Origin of the sequence: Streptomyces sp. SA15 (assembly GCF_002291145.1) — a bacterium.
Taxonomy (GTDB): Bacteria; Actinomycetota; Actinomycetes; order Streptomycetales; family Streptomycetaceae; genus Streptomyces.
Genome location: NZ_NTGE01000099.1, coordinates 218472 through 236839, shown reverse-complemented (window position 1 = coordinate 236839; position 18368 = coordinate 218472). Strand labels below are relative to the sequence as shown.

The following is an 18368-nucleotide window of genomic DNA, read 5'->3' as shown; positions in this document are numbered from 1 at the left end:
CGCAGGTCAGGACTGGATGATCTGCCATTGCTGCCGCGTCTGTGACGCGTACGGCTGCTGCTCGATGTTGGCTCCGTCGGTGGTGCTGGCCTCGTCGACGCCGAGGGAGAGCCCGCTGTAGCGGTTGATGAGGAAGTAGTTGCCGTCACCGGTGGGCGTGACGGCCCAGTGCTGCTGGGGGGCGCCGGCGTCTGACCAGATGCCGACGTTGCCGCCGTCCGCGCGGGAGAGATCCGCGACCTCCAGGAGCTTGCCGCTGCCCACACCCTTGATCTTGTAGTAGCCGTCGCCGGTGCTGGTGAAGGTCCACTTCTGGTTCGCCTGGTTGAGCCATGGCCACTGATGGACGTTGGTGCCGTTGGCGGTGCGCGCGCCCTCCACGTCGGCGACCTTGCCGCTGTGCCGGGCGACCAGCCGGTAGACGGTGCCGTCGCCGGGCAGTGTGGTGGACACCAGCGCCGGCTTGGCGGTCCGGCCGCCGATCCGGAGGCCGCCGATGTTGGCGTAGCCGCCGGTGGCCGCGTTGACCTGGATCCGTACGAAGCCCACGTTCCTGGCCGGCCACTCGACCAGCTTGGTCTTCTGGTTGCCGGCCCAGGTGCCGGTGGCGACCTGGGTGAAGGTGACCCCGTCGGTGCTGGTGGAGATGGTGTAGGAGGTGATGTCGCCGTCGGTGGAGTTGCTGCGGTTCCACTGCTTGGGCAGGTACTCCAGGGTGGAGACGTTGCTCCACACGCCGCCCAGGTCGATGGTGATGGACTGCGGCAGCGACAGGCTCCACGTCGACCAGCAGGTCTCGTAGCGGACGTCGCTGAGTCCGTCGATGGCGTGGAGCGGTCCCTCGCCGGTGTGGAAGGCGGTCGCATACGCGTTGACCGGTGTGAGGGGGTGCTCGGCGCGCAGCAGCTGGGTGGGCAGCGGCGGCCTGGAGGTGTCGGGGCTCCATGCGGCGCCGACCTCGGCGAGGCGGTTGACGATGTTGGTGTCCAGCAGGCCGTCGCGGTTGGGCGGGCAGTTGAGGATGAAGGAGGTGTACTTGGGTTCCAGGTCGGTGAGGTGGGAGAGGATCGCGGACTTGCTCATGAGGCTTTCGGTCGGGGTGGAGGGGTGCCAGAACCAGCCGTTGCTGATGGTCTGTCCCTGCATTCCGGCGTAGGTGTTGCCCGCCGGCGCCGTGATGCCCAGCGGCTCCTCGAAGAAGATCGCGTCGCTGAGGAAGGGCTCGGTCAGTCCGCCGATGTCGATCATGACGCAGTCCGGCTGCAGCTGCTTCACCAGCGAACGGATCCTCTGGTAGGAGACGGCCTGCTGCCCCATCTGCCATGCGTAACCGTCGGTCATGAACATGTCGATGGTGCCGTAGTTGGTGAGCAACTCGGTGATCTGACCGAGGATGAAGGTCATGTCGCCGGGCTGGATGGCATCGGTGATCTCGAGCCCGGTCACCTTGTGTCGGCTCTCCCATGCCTCGACGCCGAAGGTGCGGTCCCAGATCGAGTAGTAGAACCCGACCTTCAGCCCCTTCGCCCGGAAGGCATCGCAGTACGCCCGCACCACGTCCTGCTTGTAAGAGCTGTTCGCGACGTTCTGGGTGCCATGGGCGCTCGGCCACAGGGCGAAGCCGTCATGGTGCTTGGTGGTCAGGATGCCGTAACTCATCTTCGCGGCAACCGCCGCGTCGGCCCACTGCGCGCAGTTGACGCTCGGGGGAGCGAAAAGGGTGGGGCTCTGGTTGGGTTCGGCCCACTCCTGGTTCGTGAACGTGCCCAGGCTGAAGTGGTTGAACATGCCGAACCGCATGTCGACCATCTTGCTCAGGTTGCTCTGTGTGTCTGCGGCGGCCGCCTGCGACAGAAGGCCGGAGAAGCCGGGGACGATCGGCAGGGCGGTCGCGGCGGTCGCCGCACCCGCGGCGCCGAGAAACGTACGGCGATTCATTCTTGATGAGGACATGGCCCACTCCTGAGGATCGATGGCATTGATCGCGATGACGACGTGCCAGGTGGCAGTCGACGTCGGCCTGGGTGCCGGGGCACGCACGGATTGTCAAAGTGGCTGCGAAACGGTGCTCCGCTGGAACCTGCCGGCTGGGCAGGTGCCAAGTGGAAGGTGACCGCCCGAGGTTGGCGACCGGGCTGTCGTGGGAGGCGTAATCGCCTCGGCGCTGAGAGGTAGACGTGCAGGTCAGGTCTTCCCGCTGCCAGGTGCCTCTGGCCGTCGCGCCAATGTCGCCTGGAAGAGGGGCGCGTCGCGGGACGTGGTACCGCTCGAGGCAGGCCGGAAGCTACCTGGCCAGGTGCGGTCGCCGTCGGCGGTGTCGGTGAAACCGGGATGCGTTGGTCACGGTGCCGGAGCGGCCTGGGCGCGCAATCCGTTGATGAGTAGTGGGACCACACTCAGGAAGGCGGCCGGCACGAGCACTACGGCGCGCCGGGCATCAGGAGCTCCTGCATGGAGAAGGCACGGACGGAGGGCGAAGCCCGCCCTCGGCGGACCGCCATGCCGGCGAGCTTCCCTTCGGTGGCTGACCGGCTCTGACAACGTGCGCTCCTAACTCTTTGCGGGACAACACACGGTGCTGCGGCTCGACAACCGGGCTGAACGGAGTGACTAGTCACCCTCAGACGGCGAGCAGGAGAGAGGCCACCCGCACTGCGTGTGTTTCGCCGGAGTAACATCGGATCTATTAAGGGGCTTCAGTGCAGGGTCTGTCTAGAGGATCGACAGAAATCCCGTGATCACAGCTGGTGGCACACTCAAGTCTCAGGATCAAGCCGCCGAGACGCAGGATGTGAAAGGTCCAATAGATCGGGTGAATAGGGTGGCTGGGGCCCTGCGAACGCACCTCCAGACGGGTCGGACGCGAGCAACGCCAGGACCGCCGCACGCGCCGCCCGTCCGTGACGACGCGGTAGCCGCCGGTATCGGGCAGCAGCGGGCCCGGGCAGGGTGATGACGCGTCCCCGCGGGGGTCCTGCTCCTGGGTGACACAGCCGGGTGTCGGCGAGCGTGGCGCCCGCTGCCTCGGGAAGGGCCGGGGTGCCCAGCCATACGACGTTGTCAGCACCGCTCACCGTACGTCCCCTTCCGTGGAGGCCAGGATTTCGGCCAGGTGCATCGTCCCGACGCCGGTACGCAGCCGGGACAGACCGCCGCCGATGTGCGTCAGGCAGGAGTTGTCGCCCGCGCACAGGAACTCGGCGCCGGTATCCAGGACATGGCGCATCTTGTCGGCCAGCATGGCGTTCGACACGTCCGCGTTCTTGAGCGCGAAGGTGCCGCCGAAGCCACAGCAGGACTCGGCGGCGGGCAGTTCGACCAGGTCGATGCCCTTCACCGCGCGCAGCAGCCTGAGCGGCCGGTCGCCGACGCGCAGCATGCGCAGCGAGTGGCAGGTCGGGTGGTAGGTGACCCTGTGCGGGAAGTACGCGCCGACATCGGTGACGCCGAGGACGTCGACGAGGAGTTCCGACAGCTCGTACACCGTCGGCACCACCCGCCCGACCGCCTCGGTGAGCGCGGGGTCCCCCAACTGGGCGGCCACCACCCGGTGATGGTCGCGGACCATGCCCGCGCAAGAGCCGGAAGGGGTGACCACGGCGTCGTAACCCGCGAAGACCTCCGCGAAACGGCGCACCAGGGGCAGGGTCTCGGGGCAGTAGCCGGTGTTGAAGTGCATCTGACCGCAGCAGGTCTGGCCCTGCGGGAACTCCACGGTGTGGCCGAGCCGTTCCAGTAGTTCGGTCACCGCGCGGCCGGTGCGGGGGAACATCATGTCGTTGAAACAGGTGATGAAGAGAGCTACGCGCATGGTGCTTCCTGAGGAGCCGGGGAGCCGGTGACGGTCAGTCCGTAGGTCCGCAGGGCGGTGCCGGTGAAGACCTCGCGGCGTTCGGCAGGATGGAGTGCTGCCGTCAACTCCTGGGCGGCGGCGACGACTTCGGCGTAGGTGGCGGCCAGCCGGCAGACGGGCCAGTCGGAGCCGAACATCAGCCGCCGCGGTCCGAAAGCATCCAGCACTGTGTCCGCGTACGGCCGGAGGTCCTCGACGCTCCCCTGGTCCCAGTCGGCCTCGGTCACCATGCCGGAGAGCTTGCAGACGGTGTTGGGCAGCGAGGCCAGCAGACGCACCGCGTCCGCCCACGGCCGCAGCTCGCCAGAGGCGATGGGGGGCTTGCCCGCGTGATCGAGTACGAAGGTGAGGCTGGGAAGCAGTCGGGCGGTCTCATGGGCGGCCGCAAGCTGGTGGGGCCTGATAACCAGGTCGTACACGAGCCCTGCCTCGGCCACTGCGGCGAGCCCACGCAGCACGTCCGGCCGCACCAGCCAGCGAGGATCGGATTCGCCCTGCACCTGGTGGCGGATGCCCACCAGGTGCTCGCCACCCGGCCCCTCGCGCAGCGCCGCGAGCGCGCGGGCGACATCCGGGGAGGTCAGGTCGGTCCAGCCCACGACGCCGGCCACCAGGTCGCTGTCCTGGGCCAAGGCCAGGAACTCGGGCGTTTCCTCCGGTACATCGATCGTCTGGACCAGGACCGTCGCGGTGACGCCGACTGCCCGGGCCTCCGGCTCCAGGTCGGCAAGCGTGAAGTCGCGGCGCAGCGGGGCGAGTTCCGGTCCGGTGATCCAGTCCTGGTCACGGAGGGAGAGGTCCCATACGTGGTGGTGTGCGTCGATGACGCCCTCACCGGTGTTCGCCTCCATGGCGGTCACCCCCACGACTCCTCCTTCGGTCGATCGGTTTCTTCGACCGGTGTGGCGGCGGGGACGGGGACGTGCGGGGGCAGCAGCCCCTCGGCGCGCAGTCCGTCCCAGACCGCGGCCGGCATCGTTCGCCGCAGCTGATCCACTGTGTCGCGGACCTCCTCGGCGGAACGAGCTCCGGACAGTACGCTCGCGACCGCCGGATGGCCGAATGGGAAGCGCAGAGCGGCTGCTCGCAGCGATACGCCGTGGCGTTCGGTGACCGCCTTCATGCGCAGGGCCCGGTCGAGCACATGTGGTGGGGTGGGCGCGTAGTCGTACGTGGCCCCGGGTTTCGGGTCGGTGAGCAGACCCGAGTTGAACACCCCGCCGACGATGACTCTCCTGCCGCGGGCGGCGGCCTCCGGCAGTACCTCCGCAAGCCCCTCCTGCTCCAGCAGGGTGTAGCGGCCGGCGAGCAACACCACGTCGATGTCGGTCTCGCGCAGGAAGCGGGCGGGGAGCGCGCACTGGTTCACTCCGATGCCGATCGCCTTGACGACGCCTTCGCCGCGCAGCCGTTCCAGCGCCGGGTATGCCTCGGTGAGAGCCTGCTCGGCGTGGTGGTCCGGGTCGTGTAGCAAGGCGATGTCCACACGGTCCAGGCCGAGGCGGTCCAGGCTCCCTTCCAGGGAGCGCAGGACACCGTCGGAGCTGAAGTCCCACACTCGCCGGTGGGTGTCGGACACGGCGAAGCCGTGGGCGAGATCGTCGCCGTGGCCGCCCTCCGGGTTGGGTTCGAGCAGCCGCCCGACCTTGGTGGAGACGGTGTACGTGTCGCGGTCGCGTCCGCGCAGCGCGGCGCCCAGGCGTCGCTCGGACAGCCCGAGTCCGTAGTGCGGGGCGGTGTCGAAGGTGCGTACGCCCGCGTCCCAGGCCGCCTCCACCGTGGCGAAGGCGGCCTCGTCGGTGACCGGGCGGAAGAGGTTGCCGATGCCGGCGGCCCCGAACGACAGCTCGGTGATCCTGGCACCGGTGCCGCCCAGCGTCGTCGCTCTCATGAGCCGACCGCCGGGCGCAGCCGGAGCCCCTGCATGCCACCGTCGACGGCGAGGGCGATGCCGGTGACGGACCCTGCGGCAGGGCTCGCCAGGTAGACCACGGCCGCTGCCACCTCGTCCGCGGTGACCAGGCGTCCCAGGGGCTGGCGTGCGTCGAGGGCGGCGCGTTCCGCCTCCGGGTCGTCTGCGGCGTCCAGGAGCCGGGTCACCCAGGGTGTGTCGGCGGTGCCGGGGTTGACGCAGTTGACGCGGATGCCCTCACGGACATGGTCCACGGCCATCGCCAGGGTCAGCGACAGCACCGCACCCTTGCTGGCGGAGTACAGGGCGCGCTGGGGGAGGCCCGCGGTGGCCGCGATGGAGCATGTGTTGACGACCGCCGCGTGTGACGAGCGCCGTAGATACGGCAGGGCGGCGCGGGTGGTGCGCACCGTTCCGAGGACGTTGACGTCGAGGACGCGGTGCCACTCATCGTCCAGGTTGTCCTCGACGGTACCGACGGCGCCGATGCCCGCGTTGTTGACCAGGATGTCCAGGCCACCGAGCTGCCCGGCAGCGGTCTCCACGGCGACGCGTACCGAGGCATCGTCGCTGAGGTCGGCCTTGATGGCGATCAGTGGCTCGGGGGCACCGGAGGGGTCGAGGTCGAGGACGGCCACCGTGGCGCCGTGCTCGGCCAGCATCCGGGACGTGGCCAGCCCGATCCCGGACGCGCCGCCGGTGACGACGGCCTTGAGCCCTGACAGGCCGCTCATGCTGGTCAAAGGGGTGCCTTTCACGCTTGGCCGAAGGTCTGGCGCTGGGCGCCGAAACCGTCGACGGAGAGCTCGACGGTGTCGCCGGGGCGGAGGTAGGCGGTGCCGGGAAGGCCGAGGCCACGCCCGCGGGAGCACCGGTGTTGATCACTCCTTCCGTGAGTGTGGGCGGCGTTGCCGGACAGCCCGCCATGGGCCTGCCTGGTGACGCACTGGCGTGGCCGTCCGCACGGCGTGGGGCTTGGCACGACGCCGACGTCAGGGGACGCCGGTTGAGTACGGCGCCGGCGCCAAGGGTGCGGCTGCCACCTCACTCCTTCGTCGAGCCGGCGAGCATGCCGGACACGAGAGCGCGTTGGGAGAAGAGGAAGACGATCAGAACGGGGACGATGGTCACGAGGGTGGCCAGGGCCAGTTCGGGTCGCATGATCTGGTTGCCCGTGCCGCTGGAGGTGTTGAACAGCGGCGAGGCGGCGAGCAGGTTGTTCAGCCCCACCTGCGCCGGATATTGGGAGCTGTCGGGCAGCATCACGAACGGCAGGAAGAAGTTGTTCCAGTTGCCGACGAAGTTGAAGAAGCCGACCAGGGCGATCACGGGCTTGGCCAGCGGCATCGCGACGAGACGGAAGACCTGCCACTCCGAGCAGCCGTCGATCCGCGCGGCGGACAGCAGGTCCGAGGGGACATTGGAGGAGAAGTAGATGTAGGTGAGGTAGACCCCGAACGGGAAGAAGGAGAACGGCAGGATCACCGACCAGATCGTGCCGTCCAGGTGCACGGCGTTCATCCCCAGGTACAGGGGCAGCACCATCGCGGCCGTCGGCATGAGCATCACGAGCATGGTGATGGTCAGCAGCATCCGTCGCCCGATGAACTGAGTGAGAGCCAGCGCGTATCCGGCGGGGATCGACGTCACCAGGGTCAGGGCCAACGCGCCGAACGTGTAGACCGCCGAGTTCAGCAGCCAGGTGAGGATGGCGCCGTCCTGGAACGCGTAGAGGTGGTGCCAGGTGTCGGCGACCACGCCGAGAGAGCCGAAGGAGAACGGGTTGTCCCGCACGATCTGGCCGTCGGTCTTGGTCGGGGCCAGCAGGAGCCACACCACCGGCACGCAGAAGAACAGCACGGACAGGCCCATGACGATGAGCCAGGCCAGCCGGGCGGCCAGTGAGCTTGGGCGGCGCTTCCGGCGCATGGGCTTCCTCGGGCTGGTGCGGGCGCCGGCGGTACGGGGCGGCGGGGTTCGGCGGGCTGTGGTCGTGGGAGCTGTGGTCATCCTTCGTCCCTGTCGAACAGGCCGGTACGGAAGACGACGAGCGCCGCGCAGGCGAGGCCCAGGATGAGGAGGTCGACGGAGAGCGCCGCCGCGCCGTTGAAGTCGCCTGCCTGGAAGGCGTACTGGTAGGACAGCTGGTTCGGTGACCAGCTGTCGGGAATCATGCCCCAGCTGGCGAGGGAGACCAGTTGCGGCTCGACGAAGAGCTGGGTGCCGGCCGCGAAGGCCAGGATCAGCATGTACGCGATCCACTTGGTGATCATCGGGATCTGGATGCGCAGGGCGATCTGGAGCGTGCTGGCGCCGTCGATGCGGGCGGCCTCCAGGATTTCGTCGGGGATGCTGTTGAGCGCGCCGTACATGACCACGATCCAGCCGCCGGCCCCGGTCCAGAAGGCGATGACGGTGAAGAGCACCGGCAGGTGACCGGGGGCGTTGACCTCGGCGAGGGTGTTCCAGCCGAAGCCCTTCAGCAGCCAGCCGACGGGACTGGCAGCCGGGTCGAGGAGGATCAGGAAGAGCAGTACGCTCGCCACCCCGGCGAGGGCACCCGGCAGGTAGAACAGGAACCGCAGGCTGGTGGAGGTCCTGCGCATGCGGCCGTGCAGCATCAGGGAGAGCAGCACCACCAGGATCATCAGGCTCGCCAGCCAGACCACCAGGTACAGGCCGATGTGGAGGAAGGCCGGTCCGAAGCGGTAGTCGGTGAACGTCCGGGTGAAGTTGCCGATTCCGACGAGCTGGTTGCGGGAGTTGGACAGCGCCAGCCACACCGCGTAACAGGTGGGCAGGACGCCGAAGGCGAGTAGGAGGAGGACGTAGCCGGAGACGAAGACGTAGCCGGCTCGTCCGACCGGGTTTCGGGCCGAGCGGCCGCCGCGGCGGCCGCGGCGGCCGCTCCGCTCCGTTGCGAGGTGGGTGGTCATCGGTCCGCTTCGCTAGTTGACGGTGTAGCCGAGGGACTTGGCCTTGTTGGTGATGGCCGTCTGCCAGGTGTCCAGGGTGTCGGTGAGGGTCTTGCCGGAGTTCAGGGCGGGGACCACCGTGGAGGAGTAGATGGCTTCCTGGCTGTACTGGGTGGCGGACCAGCCGGGCCAGATCAGTTCCGCGGATTCCTTGAAGACGGGACCGACGTCCTCGGCGAAGTAGCCGGTCTTCTTCTGGTTGGCGAGCCAGGTGACCGCGGCCTTCTTGTACGCGGGGTAGGTGCCCGCGGTGCCCTGGTAGGCGTCGGAGGTCGTCATCCAGGTGACCAGGTCGGCGGCCGCCTTGAGGTTCTTGCTGTGGGAGGAGACGAACCACAGTCCGCCGCCGACGTTCCCGGTGTAGTTCTTGGCGTCGCCCTCGAACTTCAGCGGGGAGGCGGCGGCGATCTGTCCCTTGGAGGTCTTGAAGGTGGAGTTGAAGAGCACCTGGCCGAACCAGGACGGGCCGGGGAGCATCAGGACCTTGCTCGCCTGGTTCTTGATGAAGCCGGCGCTGAAGACGGTGTCCTTGGAGACCGAACCCTTGGCAATCAGAGTGTCGAGCAGCTTGGCCATCCGGGTGCACTTGGCGTCTTGCAGGTCCACCTTCACCTTCTTGGCACCGGTCGCCGTGCTGGCAGGGCACTGGCTCGCCCAGAAGTACACCTCGGGGCTCCAGGCGTCCCCGGCGGTGCCGACCAGGTAGCCGGGGTGCTCCTTGGCGACCTTCTCGCCGAGTGCCTGGTACTCCTCCCAGGTGGTCGGGACGGAGTACCCGAACTTCTCCATGAGGGACTTGTTGTACCAGAGCACGTTCTGGGCCAGGTCGTTCCGGAGGCAGTAGGTGTTGCCGTTGAAGGTGCAGGGATTCAGCGCGCCGTCCGCGAAGCCCTTCAACGTGGACTGCGAGACCACGCCCTGGTTGACGGGCGCGGCATACGGGCTCTTGCCCTGAGATGCCCAGGTGCCGTCGTTGACGTTGGCGCTGAATGCGACGTCGGGCCAGCCGCTGCCGGTGCGATCGAACAGCTGGACCTTGGTCTGCAGATCGTTGGCGCCGTTGGCGTCCCCGCTGTACGTGACGATCTTGATCTTCACGCTCGGGTGCGCCTTCTGGTATGCCTGCACGCCAGGAACGCGGGTGGCGTCCGCCCAGACCGTGATCTCGCTGCCTTCCTTCTGAGCGACAGGTTTGAAGGCGTCGGGGGAGGAAGTCGTCGTCGGTGTGGGATCCGCGCTGCCGCAGGCAGCGAGCACGAGCAGGGAGACGGCGCCCAGGACAGCGACGGCCGTGCGCCTGAGCTGGCGGCGGGAGGAAACCGGAACGTCGTCGTTCATGACTGACCTCAGATCTTGGGAAATGACGCACAGCGGTGAGAGGCGCCGCGCTCGGGGTGTTCGAGACAGGCCGTCGGGCCTGGGGCTCCCGTCATCAGGCCCGAGGCGGGGTGACGGTCTCCTTGTCGACAAATGACTGAAGGGCGGGAGGGTAATCCAGGCCCGCCGGAAGGGCGACGCCCGGACCGGTGGGGGCATGAACGAGGCCGTGGGCGTCGATGCCGCTCTCGCGGCTGATGGGATTGCCCATGACCAGCGACTCGTAGTAGGTGGTGTTCGAGATGGCCATGCACAGGTGCCGGTTGGGGATCTCCGGCCCGTGCACCTCGGCGCGCAGCCGGTAGGCGTCGGCGAGGTGGGCGGTGCGCATCGCGCCGGTGAAGCCGCCGCGCAGTTGGGTGGAGGCGCGGACTCCGAAGGTGGCGGCGCCGGCCTGGATGAAATCGGCCGAGTTCATGTGCGCCCCGTCGGAGGTCTCGGCCACGAGGAGGGGAACGGCCACCGCGTCGGCGAGGCGCTTGTACGCGGTGACACTGAACTCCCTCATCGGCTCCTCGTACCAGAGGTAGTCGGCGTCCGAGAGAGCGTGTCCGAGATAGACCGCGTCGGGGAGGTCGAAGCCCGCCGACCCGTCGAACATCAGCGGGATGTCGTCCCCCACATGTTCACGCAAAGCCACCGACAGGCGGGCGTCGCGGCGGGCGTCACCCCAGGCGTGGAGCTTGATGGCCGGGTAGCCGAGCTCCAGGGCCTGGTCGGCGATGTCCAGGTACTCCTCGACCGAGGAGTAGGTGACAGTGGAGGCGTAGGCGGGTATCGAGGTGCGGTAACCGCCGAGCATCTGCCAGGTGGGCCGGTCGGCGAGTCGTCCGGCCAGGTCCCACAGCGCGGTGTCGACCAGACCCAGCAGATAGAGCGGGAACTCCTCCGTGCGGTCCAGCTCCCACATGCGGTGCCAGAGCCATTCCCGCTGCAGGGGATCGTGCCCCACCAGTTCCTTGCGCAGTACGCGGTCCAGCAGGTCCGCCAGGATGACCCCACTGCCCCGCCGGGGGGACATCGCCACCCCCTCGACCCCTTCGTCCGTGCAGATGCGCAGCACCGCGGCCTCGCCCTCGGACGGGCTGCCCAGGAGTCCGTCCCGCCAGACGAAGGGCGGACTGGCTCCCGGCACCCGGACCGGATGGCACTCGACTTCGGCAATGCGCACGGCTTGCACCCCTTGTAGCGGGAAGTACTGTTGCGAAATTTTCGTGTAACGTAAGTCGTCATACGAATGCTGTCAAGGAGTCCCGCGCAGTAGACTCGCCGCCATCCGCATCAGCAAGGGGGACCCGCATGGCCAAGGACAGCACCGGCAGAACAGGAGAGCCTCCCGTTCTCAAGCCCTGGCCGAAGCGTCCGGCCCGACTGGCGCAGGCCGTCATGGAGAGCCTGACCGACACGATCGTGTCGGGCTCCATTCCGCCAGGATCGACCCTGCCGGTGGAACCCGAACTCTGCGAGACATTCGGCGTCAGCCGGATCACCATCCGCGAGGCGGTCAAGTCCCTGGAGGCCAAGGGACTGGTCCAGGCCCGGCAGGGCTACGGCACCACCGTCACCCCACCCGAGGAATGGAACCTCCTCGACCCCGTCGTGCTCGCCGCGACCGTCCAGCATGACGACCAGCTCGTCGTCCTCGACCAGTTGGTCGACATCCGGTCGACGCTGGAAGCCCAGATGACAGCCCAGGCCGCGGAGCTGGCCACCGACGACGACCTGCGAGCCATCGAGCGGCTACTCGCCCGGCTCGACGAGGAGACGGCCGTCCCGGCACGCTTCATCGAGACCGATGTGGCCTTCCACGACCGGATCATGCAGGCATCCCACAACAGGCTCGGGCGTTCCATCATCCGGATCCTCCACGCCCAGGCGCGCACGACGTTCCTGTACAACGGCACTCCGGACGCGACCGCATGCGAGCGGGCCAACGCGGAGCACCGCGCAGTCGCCGAGCGGCTGCTGGCCCGGGACTCCGAGGGGGCCGCGCAGGCCATGGCGGCACACATCCAGACCGCTTGGAGCCGCCGCCGCTCGCCGAACGTCGGCTCGCCCGCCTCCTGAGAGCACTCCCACCGACTCGCCCCCGAGCCAAACAGGCCGGGGGCGTTCGCATGTCCAGGTCCGGCCGAGTCGACAGCGCGCGACCTATTGACGAAATTCGTATGACGTCTAATGTTACATCGCTATTACCCCTTCCCTCTCCTGCCGCTGGGCTCTCCCCTGCCCGCCAAGAGCACCACGGGCCCCTGAACCTCCCGGAAGGTGTCACATGCGAACAACCCGCATACGTCCCGCGGTTCCTGACCGTCTCAGGTCATGGCTGGCCACAGCCGCCGTCCTCACTGCCTCGACCGCGGCAGTCCTCACCCAGGCCGGCCCCGCCTTCGCGGCCGGCACGACGCTCTACGCCTCACCGAGCGGCTCCGGCACCGCCTGCTCCGTGAAACGGCCGTGCTCCGTCACCCAGGCCAAGACCAAGGTGCGGGCGATCAACAACTCCATGAAAGGTGACATCACCGTCGAGCTCGCCGACGGCACCTACCGGCTCTCCGCGCCGCTCGCCTTCACCTCGGCGGACTCCGGCACAGGCGGCCACACGGTGACCTGGAAGGCCGCGCTGGGCGCCCACCCCGTCATCACCGGAGCACAGAAGGCCACCGGCTGGACCGTGCAGGACTCGGCCAAGAACATCTGGAAGGCCGACGTCGGCACCGGCTTCGACACGCGCCATCTGTCCGTCGACGGCGTCATGGCCACCAGGGCCCGCGCCGAGATCCCCCGCTCGGACCTGACCGCGACCACCAGCGGCTACACGTTCACCAACAGCTCACTGAGCTACCTCAACAGCCTCGCGCAGCCCGGCCGGACCGAGATCCACGGCATCGGATCCTTCACCGACCGCTATGCCCCGGTGACCGGCATCAGCGGCGGCACCATCACCATGGCCCAGCCCTCGTGGAACAACAACACGTTCGGCTACGACACCCTGACGAGCCCCTTCCGGGCCGGCCCCCTCTACATCGAGAACGCCTACGAGTTCCTCGACACAGCCGGCGAGTGGTACCTCGACACCGCTACCGGCACCCTGTACTACAAGCCGCTCACCGGGCAGGACATGAGCAAGGCCGACGTCGAGGTGCCGAAGCTGGAGTCGCTCATCAGCGTCGGAGGGACGTACTCCTCCCCCGCCACCCACATCGCCTTCTCCGGGCTGCAGTTCTCGGGCACCAGCTGGCTGGACCCCACCACCCACGGCTACGCCAGCCAGCAGACCGGCGCGTACCTCTCCGGTACCTGGGACCGCCCCTCGGACGCGTTGACCTCGTGTCAGAGCGGTTGCCGGCTCTTCGAGGCGGCACGCCCTCACTGGAAGCAGATGCCCTCCGCCGTCCAGGTCTCGGCCGCCGACCACATCGCGTTCACCGGCAACCGGTTCACCCAGCTCGGACAGAACAGCCTCGGCATCGGCAACGACGCCAACGCCCACACCACCGGCGTCGGACTCGGCGCCCGCAGCATCACAGCGACCGGCAACGTCTTCACCCAGGACGCGGGCGGCGGCATCGCCGTCGGCGGCGTTCAGGCGGACGCGCACCACCCCCGTGACAGGCGGATGACCAACCGGGACATCACGCTGACCAACAATCTCATCCATGACGTGGCGCTGGAATACCGTGACATGTCGGCCATCCTCGTCACCTACGTGAACGGCGCGACCATCTCGCACAACGAGGTGTACAACCTGCCCTACTCCGGCCTCACCATCGGCTACGGCTGGGGCGCCAACGACATCGGCGGCAGCCAGGACTACGTCAACCGCGGCCTGTACAACTACCAGCCCATCTACACGACCGCGACCACCGCCGCGAACAACCACGTCACCGACAACTACATCCACGACCTCATGCAGCAGATGACCGACGGCGGCTGCCTGTACACCCTGTCGGCGTCACCGGGCAGCACCTTCGAACGCAACTACTGCCACAGCAACAACGGTTGGTTCGGCTTCTACCACGACGAGGGCTCCCGGAACTTCACGGACACCAACAACGTCTTCCGGAACACCGGCGAATGGGGCCACGAGAACAGCAATGCGACCAACAACACCGGCGCCCTGACCCTGACCGACAACTGGACGAACAACAGTTCCGCGAACATCACCAACACCAACGGCCGCGGTGACGTAGTCAGCGGCACCGTCGTCGTCAGCGACGGCAACTGGCCGTCAGCCGCCAAGACGGTCATGAACAACGCCGGTATCCAGCCCCTGTACCGTCCGCTGACCACCGACGCCGTCAGCTCCCCCTACAGCGCCTACTCCTCCACCCCCGCCAACACCGGCCAGAGCGGCGGCCACTTCACGATCACCGACGCGGGCAAGGACATCTGGGGTGCCGGCGGACAGCACGACGACGAGTACGGCACCGTCTTCCGAAACGGGGCAGCTGTCGACGGCACGTCGGTGACCGCCCGGGTCGACAGCCTGGACAAGACCAGCGGCTGGGCCAAGGCCGGCGTCGTCCTGCGCAACGACCTCACGGACGACGGCTCCTCCGCCGGATACGCGGCTGTGGTGGTGACCCCGAACCACGGCGTCAGCTTCCAGCGGGACTCCAACGCCGACGGCTACCTCGACCAGCTCACGTCCACCGCTGCCACCGTCAAGGCACCGGTCTGGTTGCGGCTCACCCGCACTGCCACCCAGGTGTCCGCCTCCTACTCCACCGACGGATCCACCTTCACTCAGGTCGGCTCGACGGTGACCCTGCCATCCATGGCGACCACCCAGGATGCCGGTGTCATCCACACAGCCCACAGCACCACCGCCGGCAGCGCGACATTCAGCAACCTGCGCATCGTCACCTCTCCCTACAAGGCATACAGTTCGATTCCGGCCGCCGTCAGCCAAAGCGGCGGAGTGACCTCCCTGACCAGCGCGGGCATCGACGTATGGCGCTCCGGCACGGCATACGACGACGAGTATTCCGCCGCCTACCAGACGGGGGCCGCTGGAACGTCCTCGACCGTCACCGTCCGCGTCGCCAGTCAGGACAAGACCAACAGCTGGGCCAAAGCCGGCCTGATGCTGCGAAACAACATCGCCTCCGCCGGCTCGTCCACCGGGTACCTCGTCCTCGCCACCACCCCCGGCAACGGAATCGCCCTGCAGTCGGACTCCAACGGTGACGGCTACCTCGACACCAACACCATCAAGACCGGAAGCGCCACCGTCGCCCCGGTCTGGCTCCGCCTGGTCAGGAGCGGCACGTCGGTCACCGGCTCCTACTCCGCCGACGGCACCACCTGGACCACTGTCGGCACCACGACACTGACCGGGGCGAACAGCACCCTGGACGCGGGCATGTTCTCCACGGCCCACGCCGGAAGTATCGGCACCGCGAGCTTCAGCCAGTTCTCCGTCAGCTGACGCAGCGGTTCGGGTCACGATCTCCGAAACGAGCTCCGCGTGCCGGTGCGACCTCCGCACCGGCACGTGGAGCACCGTCATGTCCGGGCCGACCTGCGTGCGGCATGGCAACGCGCACGCGCAATCGACGGTGCCGCACCCACCCTGCAACGCGCGGAGTCTTCACGGCCGCGCCGGCGAGCCGGTCGGCCGCCCCGGGTACGGGCGGCGGGCCCGCAGCGCGTCGGTGTGAGCAAGAACCTCAGCAGAGGATGAATCCTGGATCCGGACACGCGTTCTGCGGGCGCGGGGTGCTCAGGTGCCCCGCGTCGTGTCTCCGCGGTCCGGGATCACGCCCGGACCGAGACGGGTGGAGATCAGGACGCCGCGAGGTCGAGCCCCCGAAGTGTGGTGCCGGGGGCCGCGGTCAGGGCCTGCCGGTCTCGGCTGCCTCCTCCGCGGTCCGCAAGGATCGGCTCGCCTGAGGGTGCCGGGCGTCCGCGAGCAGGCGGCGGAGCCCGACACCCGGAGTGGCGAGAGCGCGGACGTGGACGGCACTCCGGACGCAGACGGCACATGACGGCTTCCGGAACTCGACCGATGCCGGCACTGAACAGGTGGCGACACGCGTGGTCTCCTCGAAGCCGACTTCCCCCGGTGCGGCCCGTTCGACCTGCACGACCAGATTTTCCGTGAGCTGCTCCAGGACGGCCTGGTACAAGCCCTCCTTCGTACCGAAGGTGTAGTGCACGGTGGCCTGGGCGACGCCCAGCTCGGCAGCGATCGCGCGTGTGCTTCCGGCCGCGACGCCCTCCCTGCTCATGAGGTCGATGGCCGCTTTGGTCAGTTGAGGGCGGCGCTCGGCCGCTGAGACGTATGCCACGAAAGTAAGGCATTGACTTAGTCATTCGATTTCGTCAACCAACCAAGTCGCCCTCTGTCGAAGGATGCGGAGGGCATTACGTAGTCGACGCCTCGCCACACTCCTCAACCGCCGGGGCCCTCTCTCCACGCCGACCAACGGGACGGACACCCGGTCGAAGTCCTTCGGCCGCCTCAAGACCAGAGCCGTCCTTGTGACGTGACCCTGGGCTTGCGACTGGAGGACGGCGGCATCGAGACAGCCCATGCTCGGCAGGATCACTGCGTTGAGCGGGAGACCCAGAGCAAGAGTCGCAACCGGCAGGCGCAAATTCCTTGCTGAATCGCGATCCACACTGGGTGGCTCTTTGCCGCTCCGAAGGTGGATAGCACAAGAAAGGCAAACAATGCGCGCGACATGCGGTCTATTTTCGCTTCATGGATGACGCATTGAAGGACCTCACTGGAACTCGCGGCGTGAACCCACTGCGGCAGCTGTCTCTGGAGCAGCTGCGGCAGCGCACGAGTATGAAGTGGACGACCTACCAGGACGACGTATTGCCACTGTGGGTGGCGGAGATGGACGTGCCGGTCGCCGAGCCCGTAGCACGAGCCATCCACAGTGCGGTGGAGCGCGGAGATACCGGGTATCCGGCCGGAACCGCCTATGGCGAGGCATTCGCGGACTTCGCCGCGCGACGTTGGGACTGGGACGACCTGGTTGTTGAGCGGACGGCGATCGTCCCTGACGTGATGCTGGGCATCGTCGAGATGCTCAAGTTGGTCTCCGGCCACGGGGACCCCGTCGTGGTCAACTGCCCTGTGTATCCGCCCTTCTATCAGTTCATCCGCAACGACGGCCGGCCGGTTGTCGAGGCGCCGCTGACCGAGGAAGGGCGGATCGACCTGACCACCCTGGAGGTCGCATTCCAGAAAGCCACCGGTCGCGGCGGGCGGCCGGTGTATCTGCTGTGCAGTCCGCACAATCCGACCGGCACCGTACACACCGCCACTGAACTGACCGATGTTGCCGAGCTTGCGCGCAGGTACGCCGTGCGCGTCGTGGCGGACGAGATCCACGCTCCCATCGTGGCTGCCGGAACCCCCTTCGTTCCTTACCTGAGCGTGCCGGGCGCGGAGAACAGCCTGTCGGTGATGTCCGCCTCCAAGGCATGGAACCTGGCCGGTCTCAAAGCCGCCCTCGCCATCGCTGGCCCCGAGGCCGCCGACGACCTGGCCCGCCTCCCCGAGGAAGTCAGTCACGGCCCCAGCCACCTCGGCGTCATCGCCCACACCGCGGCCCTACGGGAGGGCGGTGCCTGGCTCGATAGCCTGCTGGCCGGACTGGACGAAAACCGTCATCTGCTCGGCGATCTACTGTCCACTCACCTGCCCGCCGTGCGCTGCCGCCCAGGCCAGGCCACCTACCTGGCCTGGCTGGACTGCCGGAAACTGGCCCTTGGCAACGACCCGGCGGCCGTCTTCCTGGAACGAGGCAGGATCGCCCTCAACTCCGGGATGGCCTTCGGGCCAGGCGGAGCGGGGTTTGTCCGTATGAACCTGGCCACCTCCCCGGAAATCCTCGCCGAAGGGGTCCGCAGGATGGCCTCCGTACTGTGAGTTCGTCGACTCGAAAGGGACGTGATGGGTAGCCTCTGCGGTCCGCTCAGCAGGACTGCTTAGGTAACCGCCTGTGCGCCGCCGCAGAACCGTGCCGCGTCTCAGAGGCCGGCCCATGCGATCCGTCTTCGGCCACTCTTGGTCTCACTGACGAGCTCCCGATGCCCCAGGAGGGGGTCCCATCCAGGCGGGGCGAGAAGCGGGCCTGGGCATTCGGTTCCGCGCGTCTCTCAGCCCATTGGCATCTCAGCGATGAGTCCATGCGCAATTGAGGGAAACAGGCGCGCCTGAGCCCGGATACCGCCGTGCGGGGTCTCCAGGCTCCTCCTGCGGATGCCCACCCTGGAAGACACCAGC

Annotated in this window: 13 protein-coding genes and 1 pseudogene; 3 read left to right on the top strand and 11 right to left on the bottom strand. The window is 67.9% G+C overall.

The features are described from left to right. Positions 1–6: 6 nt before the first annotated feature. The 10 genes and pseudogenes from CLM62_RS21225 to CLM62_RS21180 all read right to left on the bottom strand — a co-directional run bounded on the left by CLM62_RS21225 (position 7) and on the right by CLM62_RS21180 (position 11288). Positions 7–1953, bottom strand: a complete 1947-nt coding sequence (locus tag CLM62_RS21225) for an RICIN domain-containing protein (RefSeq protein ID WP_095751469.1) — start codon at positions 1951–1953, stop codon at positions 7–9. Between the two features lie 1117 nt (positions 1954–3070). Beyond that, on the bottom strand, positions 3071–3811 hold the full coding sequence (locus CLM62_RS21220; RefSeq protein ID WP_095751468.1) for a (Fe-S)-binding protein: 741 nt from the start codon (positions 3809–3811) through the stop codon (positions 3071–3073). After that, entirely contained in the window at positions 3802–4704 is a 903-nt protein-coding gene (locus CLM62_RS21215; protein ID WP_095751695.1) for an amidohydrolase, read from the bottom strand. Before CLM62_RS21215 ends, CLM62_RS21220 begins: the two co-directional genes overlap by 10 nt. Positions 4705–4709: 5 nt before the next feature. Next, a complete protein-coding gene (locus CLM62_RS21210) occupies positions 4710–5744 on the bottom strand; it encodes an aldo/keto reductase (RefSeq protein ID WP_095751467.1) in 1035 nt (344 codons plus the stop codon). Further along, the gene (locus CLM62_RS21205; protein WP_095751694.1) at positions 5741–6499 is read right to left on the bottom strand and encodes an SDR family NAD(P)-dependent oxidoreductase; all 759 of its coding nucleotides are present in this window, start codon (positions 6497–6499) and stop codon (positions 5741–5743) included. The genes CLM62_RS21210 and CLM62_RS21205 overlap by 4 nt, the downstream gene beginning before the upstream one ends. A gap of 20 nt (positions 6500–6519) precedes the next feature. Then, positions 6520–6650: pseudogene (locus CLM62_RS51660) on the bottom strand (fumarylacetoacetate hydrolase family protein); the annotation flags it as partial. A gap of 159 nt (positions 6651–6809) precedes the next feature. After that, complete coding sequence (locus CLM62_RS21195) at positions 6810–7694, bottom strand: carbohydrate ABC transporter permease (RefSeq protein WP_095751466.1); 885 nt, start codon at positions 7692–7694, stop codon at positions 6810–6812. Between the two features lie 77 nt (positions 7695–7771). Next, a complete protein-coding gene (locus CLM62_RS21190) occupies positions 7772–8701 on the bottom strand; it encodes a carbohydrate ABC transporter permease (protein ID WP_179382172.1) in 930 nt (309 codons plus the stop codon). Between the two features lie 12 nt (positions 8702–8713). Then, entirely contained in the window at positions 8714–10078 is a 1365-nt protein-coding gene (locus CLM62_RS21185) for an ABC transporter substrate-binding protein (protein WP_095751465.1), read from the bottom strand. A 94-nt stretch (positions 10079–10172) separates the two neighbouring features. Continuing rightward, positions 10173–11288, bottom strand: coding sequence for an enolase C-terminal domain-like protein (locus CLM62_RS21180; protein WP_095751692.1), 1116 nt, complete (start codon positions 11286–11288; stop codon positions 10173–10175). 128 nt (positions 11289–11416) lie between these two features. Between CLM62_RS21180 and CLM62_RS21175 the strand changes: the two genes are divergently transcribed. Together CLM62_RS21175 and CLM62_RS21170 are read left to right on the top strand one after the other, a co-directional pair. Next, entirely contained in the window at positions 11417–12184 is a 768-nt protein-coding gene (locus tag CLM62_RS21175; RefSeq protein WP_095751464.1) for a FadR/GntR family transcriptional regulator, read from the top strand. Positions 12185–12392: 208 nt separating this feature from the next. Then, complete coding sequence (locus tag CLM62_RS21170) at positions 12393–15551, top strand: DUF1349 domain-containing protein (protein WP_095751463.1); 3159 nt, start codon at positions 12393–12395, stop codon at positions 15549–15551. A gap of 406 nt (positions 15552–15957) precedes the next feature. Here the strand turns inward: CLM62_RS21170 and CLM62_RS53115 are convergent, their stop codons facing one another. Continuing rightward, complete coding sequence (locus CLM62_RS53115) at positions 15958–16413, bottom strand: TetR/AcrR family transcriptional regulator (protein ID WP_373559169.1); 456 nt, start codon at positions 16411–16413, stop codon at positions 15958–15960. 416 nt (positions 16414–16829) lie between these two features. On the opposite strand from CLM62_RS53115, the gene CLM62_RS21160 reads away from it, so the two are divergent. After that, positions 16830–18011, top strand: coding sequence for a MalY/PatB family protein (locus CLM62_RS21160; RefSeq protein ID WP_095751462.1), 1182 nt, complete (start codon positions 16830–16832; stop codon positions 18009–18011). Positions 18012–18368: the final 357 nt, after the last annotated feature.